The organism is Aliivibrio sp. 1S128 (assembly GCF_001691065.1).
GTDB lineage: Bacteria > Pseudomonadota > Gammaproteobacteria > Enterobacterales > Vibrionaceae > Aliivibrio.
In genome coordinates this window covers 84782-98345 of record NZ_MAJV01000003.1, presented here as the reverse complement: position 1 = coordinate 98345, position 13564 = coordinate 84782, and the positions used below count along the sequence as shown (strand labels likewise).

General features: G+C 39.2%; 11 protein-coding genes. 7 read left to right on the top strand and 4 right to left on the bottom strand.

Annotation, left to right across the window (positions count from 1 at the left end; genetic code table 11):
* Window positions 1-55 precede the first annotated feature (55 nt).
* Both srmB and A6E03_RS02255 read right to left on the bottom strand, forming a co-directional pair.
* The gene (gene srmB / locus A6E03_RS02260) at window positions 56-1303 is read right to left on the bottom strand and encodes an ATP-dependent RNA helicase SrmB (protein ID WP_065594038.1); all 1248 of its coding nucleotides are present in this window, start codon (window positions 1301-1303) and stop codon (window positions 56-58) included.
* A gap of 87 nt (window positions 1304-1390) precedes the next feature.
* The gene (locus A6E03_RS02255; RefSeq protein ID WP_065594037.1) at window positions 1391-2095 is read right to left on the bottom strand and encodes a tRNA1(Val) (adenine(37)-N6)-methyltransferase; all 705 of its coding nucleotides are present in this window, start codon (window positions 2093-2095) and stop codon (window positions 1391-1393) included.
* Window positions 2096-2381: 286 nt separating this feature from the next.
* Between A6E03_RS02255 and brnQ the strand changes: the two genes are divergently transcribed.
* Window positions 2382-3695, top strand: a complete 1314-nt coding sequence (gene brnQ / locus A6E03_RS02250) for a branched-chain amino acid transport system II carrier protein (RefSeq protein WP_065594036.1) — start codon at window positions 2382-2384, stop codon at window positions 3693-3695.
* 108 nt (window positions 3696-3803) lie between these two features.
* Here brnQ and fldB read toward each other — a convergent pair whose 3' ends face one another.
* Window positions 3804-4322, bottom strand: a complete 519-nt coding sequence (gene fldB / locus A6E03_RS02245) for a flavodoxin FldB (protein WP_065594035.1) — start codon at window positions 4320-4322, stop codon at window positions 3804-3806.
* A 131-nt stretch (window positions 4323-4453) separates the two neighbouring features.
* Here fldB and xerD point away from each other — a divergent pair, with 131 nt between their 5' ends.
* The 6 genes from xerD to A6E03_RS02215 all read left to right on the top strand — a co-directional run bounded on the left by xerD (window position 4454) and on the right by A6E03_RS02215 (window position 12676).
* Window positions 4454-5362, top strand: coding sequence for a site-specific tyrosine recombinase XerD (gene xerD / locus A6E03_RS02240; RefSeq protein ID WP_065594034.1), 909 nt, complete (start codon window positions 4454-4456; stop codon window positions 5360-5362).
* Between the two features lie 77 nt (window positions 5363-5439).
* Window positions 5440-6216, top strand: a complete 777-nt coding sequence (dsbC, locus tag A6E03_RS02235; RefSeq protein WP_065594033.1) for a bifunctional protein-disulfide isomerase/oxidoreductase DsbC — start codon at window positions 5440-5442, stop codon at window positions 6214-6216.
* A gap of 100 nt (window positions 6217-6316) precedes the next feature.
* On the top strand, window positions 6317-8056 hold the full coding sequence (gene recJ, locus A6E03_RS02230) for a single-stranded-DNA-specific exonuclease RecJ (RefSeq protein WP_065594032.1): 1740 nt from the start codon (window positions 6317-6319) through the stop codon (window positions 8054-8056).
* 280 nt (window positions 8057-8336) lie between these two features.
* Window positions 8337-9435, top strand: a protein-coding gene (gene prfB / locus A6E03_RS02225) for a peptide chain release factor 2 (RefSeq protein ID WP_141676993.1) whose coding sequence is annotated in 2 segments (ribosomal slippage) — window positions 8337-8411 and window positions 8413-9435 — 1098 coding nt in all. Because the reading frame shifts where the segments join, the coding sequence is not laid out codon by codon here.
* A 13-nt stretch (window positions 9436-9448) separates the two neighbouring features.
* Window positions 9449-10954, top strand: coding sequence for a lysine--tRNA ligase (gene lysS, locus A6E03_RS02220; RefSeq protein WP_065594030.1), 1506 nt, complete (start codon window positions 9449-9451; stop codon window positions 10952-10954).
* A gap of 384 nt (window positions 10955-11338) precedes the next feature.
* Entirely contained in the window at window positions 11339-12676 is a 1338-nt protein-coding gene (locus A6E03_RS02215; RefSeq protein WP_065594029.1) for a sigma-54 dependent transcriptional regulator, read from the top strand.
* Between the two features lie 80 nt (window positions 12677-12756).
* Here the strand turns inward: A6E03_RS02215 and mutH are convergent, their stop codons facing one another.
* A complete protein-coding gene (mutH, locus tag A6E03_RS02210; protein ID WP_065600097.1) occupies window positions 12757-13422 on the bottom strand; it encodes a DNA mismatch repair endonuclease MutH in 666 nt (221 codons plus the stop codon).
* Window positions 13423-13564 lie beyond the last annotated feature (142 nt).

Here is a 13564-nt window from a genome sequence, read left to right as displayed (position 1 = left end):
AGGCTGCTTTTATTGTTTTAGATCGTAGCGTTATAGCTAGCGAAGCGTATAGAAATTACTTTTTCTTTTTCTTCTTTGGTGCGTTTTTCTTCGCTAAAGCCGCTTTTTTCTTCGCGTTCTTTTTCTGCTTATTCTTAAATACCGCTTTTTTATGTTGTGGTTTTAATCCTTCAACAAAGCGCTCTTTAATGATCTCATCTTCTTCTTTAACGTAGCGACCAACGCGTTCCATCATATTTTGGTCATGCGCTTCAATCAAAGAAACCGCATTACCTTTCTTACCTGCGCGAGCAGTACGGCCGATACGGTGTAAATACACATCAGCGGTACGAGGCATATCAAAGTTAATTACATGGCTTACATCAGGTAAATCGATACCACGAGCAGCAACATCCGTTGCTATCAATACGTTAACTTTGCCATCACGGAAACGAGTGATTGCGTTATTTCGGCTTTCTTGAGGCATTTCACCTTGTAACCAAGCACATGAAATCTTAGCTGTTTCTAAGTGACCACGAAGTTCAGCAAGACGTTCACGCGTTTTTACAAACACAATCGCGCGCTCAGTTTGGTTCGTTAGAATACTTTTCAGTAGTTCTATTTTATGCGGCAAGCTATCTGCACGATGATACCACTGAGTGATTTTTTTACGTTCACGGCGAGATGGCTCTGCGATGATTTTTGCTGGTTCGTTTAATAGATCAGCAGTAAAACCATCAACACCACGACCTTCTAATGTTGCAGAGAACAAGAAGGTTTGTTTACGCCAACGGCATTCTTTTGAAAGACGGTCAACAACAGGACCAAAGCCCATATCCAACATACGGTCAGCTTCATCAAGGATCAGTGTTTCAATAGCACGACAATCAAAGCGTTCAGCTTCGATGTATTCCATTAAACGTCCTGGAGTTGCTACAACGATATCTTGAGTTCTTGCAAGAATATCAGCGTGTTCTTGATAGCTGATACCACCGGTAATGGTGAATACTTTATGGTGAGTATATTTTGCTAACTCACGAGCTTCATCAGCGACTTGAATAGCAAGTTCACGTGTCGGAGTCAGGATTAATACGCGAGCAGGACCTGGATCACGACGTGGGAAATCGTCAAGATGCTGTAAAGCCGGTAATAAGAAAGCGGCAGATTTACCAGTACCAGTTGGAGCAGAAGCAAGGATATCTTTACCTTCTAATGCTTCAGGGATAGCCATAGCCTGAACTTGAGTTGGACGTTGATAACCAATCTCCTCAAGAGCGCGCAGTAGGTTAGGGGATAGATCGAGATCAGCAAACGTTTTGATCACTGTTGGATTCTCCGTTCAGGTCTAAAGAGTATAAATATGATGTTAGCCAGACATTATAATGATTTATTAGAGATGGATCCCGATCTTTTAATCCATATTGAGATAAAAACATCTAGTTAGGTTAATAAAGGCATCACTATAACTATTTTTGTTATGAATTATTAATGTAGTCTCTTGATAAACATAAGGAAAAAGAGATAGCTCTATTAGTAAGCGAGAAACGGATTTTTTTTCTGTTGTTTTTATTTTAGTTAGCTTAGTTAGCTTAAAATCGTGATTTTTAGCTATTTCAATAAATTTTTCGCCTTCAATGAGCGGAAGAATGAAACTGGCACGCCCCTGTGAAGAAAGTAATTTTTTGCATTGTGCTAGTAAATCAACAAATGGCAAGGCGTCAGTATGACGAGCAACAGAGCGCTCCCCCTTCTGTGATTGCTCTCCACTATTAAAATAAGGAGGGTTACAAATGATGGAATCGTATTTTTTTTGTGGAGAAAAAGAGAGAATATCTTGATGGAATAAGGTTATTTGTTTTGTCCATATACTATTTTGGAAGTTTGTTTGAGCGACCTCTACCGCAACAGGCATTAATTCAACCGCATCAATTTGACTTAATGGCTCTCTTTGAGCACACATCAAGCTTAATAATCCAGTTCCACAACCGATATCTAAGATCGATAGGCTGTTATTTATCGTTGCCCACGCACCTAATAAAACACCGTCAGTGCTTACTGGCATACCGCATTGCCCAATATCGATACGAAATTGTTTGAAAGTGAAACTTTTATTCATAATTAGCTCAATATGAGTGTGGTTGTTAGTGTTGTAATTTATATGTTAAATAGTGTGATATTCTATTTTTGATATTTTGTTGAATCTTTGAATGCTAATTGATCACTCTTTTATAAAACTAATTAATAGTGAATAACACTGCTTATTGGCTTTTTAGCAATTTGATTATGGTGTTTTTCTCTAGACTATTGCGAATTATTGATAATTTGTTCATTATTCTGACATAAATATCGAAAAAGATATAAAAACAACATTAAATACACACAACATTATACAAGGGTTTCCTATGAAACAGTCATTAAAACTCGCCGATATCATCGCCGTTGGCTTTATGCTTTTTGCCTTCTTTTTAGGCGCGGGTAATATCATCTTCCCACCAATTGCTGGTCAAATGGCTGGTGAACATGTTTTCAGCGCGATGAGTGGATTTTTAATTACAGCCGTTGGTTTACCACTATTTACGATTATTGCTATTGGTGTGTCTGGTGGTTCTTGGCATCATCTTACTCGCGATTTACCACCTAAAGTTGCAATGATAATGGCGATCTTAATGTTCGTTATTATTGGTCCGGCTTTTGCCGCGCCACGTACAGGATTGGTTGCCTATGAAATGGCGGCAAAACCTTTCCTTGGAGCTGATGCGGGTCAACTTTCTCTAACATTATTTTCAATCGCATTCTTTTCAATCGCAATGTTCTTTGCATGGTCTCAAGGTAAACTTATCGATACGATTGGTAAGTTCTTAACACCTGCATTATTTATTGGTTTAATTGTGTTAGCTATTGCTGTGTTTGTTAACCCTCAAGGTGAGATTGTTGCAGCAACAGGAAACTACATTGATAGCCCTTTAACTACGGGATTCTTTGAAGGCTATAACACCATGGATACCTTTGGTGCATTAATGTTTGGTATTTTGATCATTGATGCGTTAAAGAGCAAAGGAATTACTGAACACAAAGCAACAACTAAGTATTTAACTATTGCTGGTTTAATTGCCGCATCGGGCTTGGCATTTGTTTATATTTCACTATTTTATTTGGGAGCAACCTCAAGTGCAGTAGCGGGTGGCGCAGATAATGGTGGGGTTATTTTAACGGCTTACACACATGCATTATTTGGTTCTTCTGGCCAAATTGTACTTTCTATTATTGTTTTGATTGCTTGTTTAACAACAGCTATTGGTTTGATTTCAGCATGTGCAGATTACTTTAGCTCAATTTGTAAAGTAACGTATAAAACATGGGTTATTATTGTTGGTGTGGCATGTGCAGTGGTAGCTAATGTTGGTTTAAGCCAGTTAATTACATTGTCTGTACCTGTATTGTTCTTACTTTACCCGATAGCTATTGCTCTGGTTGTATTAGCTTTTGTGCGTAAGTTTATGCCAAATCCTCGCCTTGCTTATCAAGTTGTCATTTTAGTGGCTACGCTTTTTGCAATATTAGACGCTGCAAAAGTAGCGGGTGCGGATATGTCTGTATTCTCTATGTTACCAATGTTTGATCATGGTATGGCTTGGGTTATCCCAACGTTTGCATCGATGATTATAGTTCGTTTTGTTGGTAAGAAAGAAGACGAATTAGTAACTAAGAATGCATAATTCTAGAGATTAGAGACTATAAGAGCGAGTGTAACTGTTTAAGTTTACTCGCTCTTTTCTTTTATAGGAGCGAAGCTATCTAGTTAGTGAAGCGTATCGTTTCTAGTTTTAAAGTGAATCGTGATACTCAACTAACACCTGTTCACACCACTGCTCAATACGCTCATCACTCTTATCATATTGACTGTCTTCATCTAGCGCTAAACCTACAAAGTGAGATTCATCTTCAGTTAATGCTTTTGATGCATCAAATAGATAGCCTTCATTCTTCCAATAACCGATAAACTTAGCATCCGTTGATTTCAGTTCGTCATGCAATAAACCCATCGCATCTAAGAACCATTCGCCATAGCCTTCTTGATCACCTAACCCAAATAGAGCGATTGTTTTACCTTGTAAAGAAAGGCCATCAAGTTCTTCCCATACGGCCAACCAATCTTCTTGAATTTCACCAAAATCCCATGTGGAAATGCCAAGTAGCAATAGGTCATAATCGTTCATTGTAACCACTGGGGTCTCTTTAATATTGTAGATATCAACCAACTCTTCGCCCATTGTTGCTCTGATTTTTTCAGATGCCATTTCGGTGTAACAAGTGGAAGAGCCGTAAAACAGACCAATTTTCATTTTAACTACCATAATTAAAGAGGACGAAAGTCTAGTGTACCGCAAATGATAATTAAAATTAAACTTGCATTGAAAGCGCGTAAAATTGTTTAATACTGTGATTCTAACCAGTATTTTTTGGTTTTCAGTAAATGGTGATGGTAATGAACAGTGATATGGCTTTAATTGAGCGTTTTTTAGATACCATGTGGATGGAACGTGGATTATCAGAAAATACGTTGGCTTCGTATCGAAATGATTTGGTGAAATTACTGCAATGGCTAGAAGATAATCATTATAAATGCGCCTCTATTTCAGCGATGGGTCTAAATGAATATCAAGCATACTTGGTAGATAAAGAATATAAGCAGACTTCACGAGCGCGTATGTTGTCAGCACTTCGTCGATTTTTCCAATACTTACATCGAGAAAAAATTCGTGGTGATGATCCAACCGCTTTATTGATTAGCCCTAAATTACCGCAAAGGCTACCAAAAGATTTAAGCGAAGATCAGGTTAATGACCTATTGGAAGCCCCAAATGTAGAAGATCCATTAGAGCTCCGTGATCGCGCTATGCTAGAGCTGCTCTATGCAACGGGTTTACGTGTTACTGAGCTTGTGAGCCTAACTATGGAGAATTTAAGTTTGCGTCAAGGAGTCGTGCGGGTTACGGGTAAAGGGGACAAAGAACGTTTAGTGCCGATGGGTGAAAACGCGGTTGATTGGATCCAAACTTTTCTAGACCACGGCCGCCCAGCGTTGCTTGGCGAAAAAAGCTCGGATGTGGTTTTTCCAAGTAAACGTGCCCGACAAATGACAAGGCAAACCTTTTGGCATCGTATTAAACATTATGCAGTGATTGCTGGTATTGATTCTGATAAATTATCACCACACGTTTTACGCCATGCTTTTGCGACTCACTTGCTAAACTATGGGGCAGATCTTAGAGTCGTACAAATGTTGTTAGGACATAGTGATCTTTCGACGACACAAATATATACTCATGTTGCAACGGAACGTTTAAAACAGATCCATCAAGAGCATCACCCTCGTTCATAGTGTTCAGGGAACTTCTTGCTGGTTTATTACTCTAAAATTTAAACCTTCTACTTTTACTTTTTTTATAGGTACATTTTATGTCATTTATTCGCCGTACTAGCGCGATGTGTATTGCTTTATTGAGTGTGATTTCTTTTACTGCATGTTCTGATGAGCAAGCAAAAGAAAAAGCAGTATCGACATCAGTCGTTGAAGTATCCCAGGCTGATTCAGAGCAAGCCATTACTCAGCGTTTAACGACATTAGGTTTACCAGTTGAAGCAATTCACGACTCAGAAGTTGATGGTTTTAAACAAGTTGAAACCCCATTTGGTATTTTTTATGTATCAGATGATGGTAAGCACTTCATTCAAGGTCGTATTTTTGAATTTGATGAAAATGGCAACATGAAAGATTTGTTAGCCGCTCGGTTTGCGAAGCTAGTTGATAGCCAAAGTGAGAACATGATTGTGTTCCCTGCGAAAAACGAAAAGCATGTAATTACCGTCTTTACTGACATCACCTGTGGCTACTGTACAAAGCTTCATAAAGAGATGAAAGACTATAATGATGCCGGTATTACTGTGCGTTATTTAGCGTATCCTCGCCAAGGTTACCAAGGTTCTGTTGCGGATAAAATGGCTCAAATTTGGTGTGCAGATGATAAGCAACAAGCAATGGAAGACGCTAAATCAAACCGTGATATTAATGGTTCAAAACCAGCCACAGCACAGTGTAAAAATATCATCAAAGAACAATATTTATTAGGTCGTAAAATGGGTGTGAATGGTACACCTGCTATCGTACTTCCTAATGGCGATCTCGTTCCTGGTTATAAACCAGCACAAGAGCTTTTGAAAGATTTAGAAAAGTAATTCTTTCTGAACTTAATTTAAATCCCCGCACGACTTATTTTATATAAGCATGGTGCGGGGATTTTTTTATCTTAGTACCCCCTAACTTTAGGCTATTGTCATGATTGAAGTGAAACGTCGTCTTATTCCTGAAATACCTGCTTTACCAAGTTCAATTCCTTCAATCTTACAACGGATTTATGCTGCTCGTGGCATTACATCAAACGCTCAGTTAGACCGTGGGGCGAGATCGCTACTGTCATTTCAATCTATGCATGGCATTACTAAAGCCGTTGATATTTTAGTTGAGGCGATAGCAAAGCAAACTCGTATTATCGTTGTGGGTGATTTTGATGCTGATGGCGCGACGAGTTCGGCATTATCTGTCATGGCATTTCGATTAATGGGCAGCAGTAATGTTGATTACTTAGTGCCTAACCGTTTTGAAGATGGTTACGGATTAAGCCCTGATGTTGTCGACCAAGCCAAGGCTATGGGCGCAGAGATCATAATGACAGTGGATAACGGGGTTTCTTCTATTGAAGGCGTTGCCGCAGCGAAAGCCTATGGAATGCAAGTGGTTGTAACCGATCACCATCTACCGGGGTCTTCTTTGCCAATTGCAGATTCAATTGTTAACCCCAATCTTGAAGAATGTGCGTTTCCATCAAAATCATTAGCAGGCGTTGGTGTTGCTTTCTACTTGATGCTGGCTATCCGTGCTCGTTTACGCGAAAACAATTGGTTTGAAACTCAAAACATTCCAATTCCAAACCTGGCTGATCTATTGGATTTGGTGGCTTTAGGTACCGTTGCTGATTTAGTGGCTCTGGACGAAAATAACCGCATTTTGGTACATCAAGGTATTCAACGTATTCGTGCAGGAAAATGCCGTCCGGGTATTCAGGCGCTAATTGAAGTGGCGAATAAAGTCCCTTCTCGTATTGTTGCTTCTGATTTTGGTTTTGCGCTTGGGCCAAGAATTAATGCTGCTGGCCGATTGGATGATATGTCATTTGGTGTTGAGCTTCTTATGTCCAACAACATTCACGCTGCGCGTCGAATGGCTTCTGAGCTGGATGCGTTGAATCAAACTCGTAAAGAGATAGAGCAAGGCATGAAAGAGGAAGCGATGGCAATTTGTGAGCGCTTAGAATTTGGTGCACAAAGTGAATTGCCTTTTGGCTTGGTCTTATTTCAACGAGATTGGCATCAGGGTGTGATTGGAATTCTTGCTTCTCGTATTAAAGAAAAATATCACCGTCCTGTGATCGCCTTTGCTGATGGTGGTGATGGGTTTATTAAAGGGTCGTGTCGTTCAATTGCAGGGTTCCACATGCGTGATGCATTGGATTTAATTGATACCCGTAATCCAGGCTTGATTCTAAAATTTGGTGGTCATGCAATGGCGGCAGGCTTAACCATTAAAGACGTTGATTATAAGAAATTTAGCCAAGCTTTTGATGATGTGGTTCGAGAATCCGTAGAAGAAGAGGCGCTAAATGGGATTGTATTATCTGATGGGGAATTAACGCCAGAAGAATTTACTTTAGGCACCGCTGAAATCATTCGAGCAGGTGGGCCATGGGGACAAGCTTTTCCTGAGCCTACTTTTGATGGTGAGTTTAAAGTATTGAATCAACGATTAGTGGGTGAGAAGCATCTTAAACTGATGTTGGAACCTATTCATAGAGATTTTCCGACCAATAAAATGGTAGATGCCATTGCCTTTAATATTGATATTCGCCGCTGGCCTGATGCATCGGTGCAAAAAGTAAAATTGGCGTATCGTTTAGATATCAATGAATTCAGAGGCAATCAAACATTACAGTTAATGGTTGAATACATCGAACCTATATAAATAAACAATAGAAAAGCCTCTTATAAAAACGGCAAGGTTAATCATTACTTAACTTGTCGTTAAGAAATACCTAATGACATGTTAATGCTTTGCTTTGTATGAAAATGGAAAGGCTCGTATTCCGAGCTGAGGTTAAATAAAAATAAATTTGATGTGATTAAATTTACACCATTTTCTCAATACTTATTGTTCTTGCTTTCAAAGGGTGAAATACCTCGATTTCTATCACACTTTTGGTTAAAATCACTCGGTTATTTTTTATTCGGCGATGATAAACACCATGTTCGAAATTAATCCTATTAAAAACCGCCTACAGGATGTGTCTGATCGCACAAATATCCTGAGGGGGTACCTTTGACTATGATGCGAGAAAAGAGCGTCTAGAAGAAGTCAATGCAGAGCTAGAACAACCAGAAGTATGGAATGAACCAGAGCGCGCTCAAGCGCTAGGTAAAGAACGTGCCTCTTTGGAAGCGATTGTTGAAACAATTGATCAGTTAGATCAAGGCGGCGAAGACGTTGAAGGTTTACTTGAGTTAGCTGTTGAAGAGCAAGATCAAGAAACTTTTGATGAGATTGAACCAGAGCTTGCTGACTTAGAAGACAAATTAGCGAAATTAGAATTTCGCCGTATGTTCTCTGGTGCGCATGATTCTTCTGATTGTTATATTGATTTACAATCGGGTTCTGGCGGTACAGAAGCGCAAGATTGGACATCTATGATGTTGCGTATGTATTTGCGTTGGGCGGAAGCAAAAGGGTTTAAAACTGAGATTATCGAAGTTTCTGATGGTGATGTTGCAGGCCTTAAAGGCGCAACAGTACGTATCTCTGGTGAATATGCTTATGGTTGGTTACGTACCGAAACGGGTGTACACCGTTTAGTTCGTAAGTCTCCATTTGATTCAAGTGGTCGCCGACATACCTCATTTGCTTCAGCGTTTATCTATCCTGAAATAGATGACAACATTGAAGTGGATATTAATCCTGCTGATTTACGTATTGATGTATACCGAGCTTCTGGCGCGGGTGGTCAACACGTAAACACCACTGAATCTGCGGTACGTATTACTCACGTTCCGACAAATACAGTAGTGCAATGTCAAAATGATCGTTCTCAGCATAAAAACAAAGCACAAGCGATGAAGCAGTTGAAAGCGAAACTGTTTGAACTTGAGCTTCAGAAACAAAACGCAGAGAAACAAGTAAACGAAGATTCTAAATCCGATATTGGGTGGGGCAGTCAGATTCGCTCATACGTATTGGATGATTCGCGCATTAAAGATTTGCGTACCGGCATTGAAAATCGTAATACGCAAGCCGTATTAGACGGTGATTTAGATAAATTTATCGAAGCCAGCTTAAAATCTGGATTATAAGAAAGGGTTCATTATGACTGACCAAGTACAACTAGATGAAAACAAACTGATTGCAGAACGCCGTGGTAAATTAGACCATATCCGTCAAGCATGTAAGGCTAATGGCCACCCGAATGACTTCCGTCGTGACAGTCTTGCTGCGGATCTTCAATCGGAATTTGGTGAAAAGACCAAAGAAGAGCTAGAAGAATTAAACCACATTGTAGCAATTGCTGGCCGTGTAATGGCGAAGCGCGGTCCTTTCTTATTGATCCAAGAAGTGTCTGGCAAGATCCAAGCTTACGCATCAAAAGATGTGCAAAAAGAGCTTAAAGAAAAATACCAAGGCCTAGATATCGGTGACATCATCGGTGTTAAAGGTGCTCTACATAAATCAGGTAAAGGCGATCTTTACGTGAATATGGAAGAGTTCGTACTGCTAACTAAAGCACTACGTCCATTGCCTGAAAAATTCCACGGTTTAACTGACCAAGAAATGCGTTACCGTCAGCGTTATGTTGACCTTATCGTAAATGAAGATTCTCGTACTGCATTTATTATCCGCTCTAAAGTGGTTTCTGCAATTCGTAACTTCATGGTTGATAAAGGCTTCATGGAAGTTGAAACGCCAATGATGCACGTTATCCCTGGTGGCGCATCGGCTCGTCCATTCGTTACTCACCATAATGCACTTGATGTTGACATGTACTTACGTGTTGCACCTGAGCTTTATCTTAAACGTCTAGTTGTTGGTGGTTTTGAGCGTGTATTCGAAATCAACCGTAACTTCCGTAACGAAGGTCTATCTCCACGTCATAACCCTGAATTCACAATGATGGAATTCTACATGGCGTACGCTGATTACAACGATCTGATGGATCTAACTGAAGCAATGCTATCTCAAGTGGCAACATCTGTACTAGGCAGTGACAAAATGCCTTACGGTGAAGCGACAGTTGATTTTGGTGGTAAATATGCGCGTATGAGCATGTTAGACGCGATCAAAATGTACAACCCAGAGCACGCAGAAATCCAAGCGCTAACATATGAAGGCGTTCAAGATCGTGACTTAATGGTTTCTATTGCGAAATCAGTTCATGTTGAAGTTGAAAGCTTCTGGACATGTGGTCAGCTTTTAGAAGAGATCTTTGGCGAAACGGCTGAACCTCAACTAATGCAACCAACGTTCATTACAGAATACCCAGCAGATATCTCACCATTAGCACGTCGTAACGACAACAATGATTTCATTACAGACCGTTTTGAATTCTTCATTGGTGGCCGTGAAGTAGCGAATGGTTTCTCTGAGTTGAATGATGCACAAGACCAAGATGAGCGTTTTAAAGCGCAAGTTAACGCTAAAGAGTCTGGTGATGATGAAGCAATGTATTACGATGCAGACTACATTACAGCTCTTGAACACGGTTTACCGCCAACTGCGGGTCAAGGTATTGGTATCGACCGTTTAGTGATGCTATTCACTAACACTCACACAATTCGTGACGTAATTTTATTCCCTTCTATGCGCCCACAAGCATAATTTAGAATAAAATGTAGAGAAGAGCGGCTTAATAGTCGCTCTTTTTTTATTCTATTTTCTAACATATACGTATAAATCAAAAATTAATGACTTTCATATATCAATTGACCTAATTTTTACAATTCATTTCTTTCCCCATTTAATCTACTAAAAGTAATTAAAAAATTGTCTTTTATACTAAAAATATTTCAATTTCTTATAAATGAGTCAGTTTTTGTTCTGTTATGTTAACTATCATTTGTTTTATATTTTTTATTGTGTGTTTTTTGTTAAAAGAATGACGGGCATCTCATTTGTGAGACCTGGGTTCGTCTTAAAACCTGTATAGTTGCTCTATAAAGATTTTCAGTTGATTTATTTTAAAGAATTTTAGAGGTAAGGCTTATGGGTACTCAGTTTCGTATGGATTCTGTTCCAGGTTCATTAGTGGTTGTTGGCGGAAGTTATGAACCTTGGTTAGCAGTATTAGAACAAGTTGGTTGGCGTTGTCATCGTTGTTATGATCTTCGAGCAGCACAAGTATTGTTTGACGAAATTGGCCCATGCATTGGTATTGTAGATTTAAGCCAAGATGATTTTAGCCTTAATGGCATCGCCACGTTAGTTAATAACAATAAACAAGTACGCTGGATGGCATTCATTCGTGAATCTCAATTAAGCTCAGATACTATTTGTCAATTTATCGTTAATTTCTGTATTGATTTTTTCACAGCCCCAATCCCTGATGCACAACTGTTAAGTACGATTGGACACCAATTAGGTATGTTGAAGCTTGAACGTAAAGTTTGGCCTAATATGGGGACAAAATCAGATTTAGGTATTCTTGGTGAAGCACCTGCCGTTAAGCGTTTACGAGATCAAATTCGCCGAGTTGCACCAACGGATGTATCAATCTTAATTTCTGGTGAAAGCGGTGTAGGTAAAGATGCGGTAGCTAGAGCTGTCCATGATTCATCTGGTCGTAATAAAGGCCCGTTTATTTCTCTAAATTGTGGTTCATTATCTGAATTAAAAATAGAGCAAGAATTGTTTGGTCTCCATCTTTCTGAATATGAACAATCAAAGCTGTTTCAAGCGAATGGTGGTACATTATTCTTAAATGATATAAGCGATTTACCGATAAGCCAGCAACAACTGTTATTACGCTTCTTACAAGAAGGGAACATTGAAACATCGCAAGGTTTTATGGATATTGATGTGCGAGTTATTGTTGCTAGTCATATTGATCTTGAAAAAGCGATAGAAGAAGGTGGATTTAAAGAAGAACTTTATTACCGCTTAAATGTACTTCGTATTCATGTACCGTCATTAAAAGAGAGAAGCTCGGATATTATTATTTTAGCTGAACATTTTCTTCAACGTTATGCTAAAGAGTATAATACTCAGGCACGTACATTCTCTGAAGATGCGATGCAAACGATGCTGCATTACCCGTGGCCAGGAAATGTTCGTGAACTAGTAAACCAAGTGAAACGAGCAGTTCTTCTTGCAGATAGTATGACGATAGATCTTGAGCATTTAGATCTTCCTCAGCGCAACGATACAAAACGTAGTTTACGAGTAATCAGAGAAAACTCAGAACGAGATGCATTATTAATGGTTCTAGAGTCTCATGATGGTCAAGTTTCTTCAGCGGCAAAAGAGCTAGGGGTTTCTCGAGCGACAATGTACCGTTTATTGAATAAACACAATTTAATCTCTGAACCAAGAAGCTATAGCTAACGTAAGAAGCGAAAGCGAATTTAAAAAAGCGTAATCAACCGAAAAATCAAAAAGGCTTATCTCATTGAGGTAAGCCTTTTTTAATTAAAAAATGAGGTCAAAATAGCGTGAGTAAAATGAGTCTTTAAATAGAAACCTCTTGGTAAGGTTTTAATTGGTTGACCATTCTCTCCATAAGCCTCAGTAAGGGCTCGGCTGTTTGCCGCTTTAGGTCTTAGTTGTAAAACTTCACCGTGCTTTGCGGTAATAGATTCAACTTTACCTAGAACGATTAAATCCATTAGCTCTTCCCAATCTTGTTTTAGCCGTTGCTCTTCTTCTAATGAAGGTTGCCATAAAACAGGATAACCAACACGTCTATCGCCAACGGGGATCTCCCTTTCTCCCTCTACAGGGATCCACAAAACATGCGCTAATTTATGACGGACATGTGATTCTTCCCAACGTAAGCTATGAACCCCTGTTAGCGGAGCAACAGAAACAAACGTAGTTTCAAGAGGTTTTCCTGTGTGGCTGATCGGAATGGTCTTTAACTCAATACCAAGATCAATGAAATCTGGAAGGGGTTTACTGCCCGCAGAAGCACCTAGATGCCACTCTAATAATTGGCCAACCCATCCTTTATCTCTTTTTAAATTTTCAGGTACGGAAATGTGAGCTTGTTTAGCAAGCTCAGCTAACGTGTAGCCTGCAATATTTTCAGCTCTTGTTAGCAGTTCGCTAATTGTTGCAGGAGGTTGGTTCATAGTTGCTCATTAATAAGGGTTAAGAGGTTAGATTATCATATTAATTTAGAGTTTTAGTGTTCTTAATTGGATCTAATTAAGTTATCCACATTCACGATTGTTTATTAATCGATTTCTATTTTTATGGATCCATATACAGTAT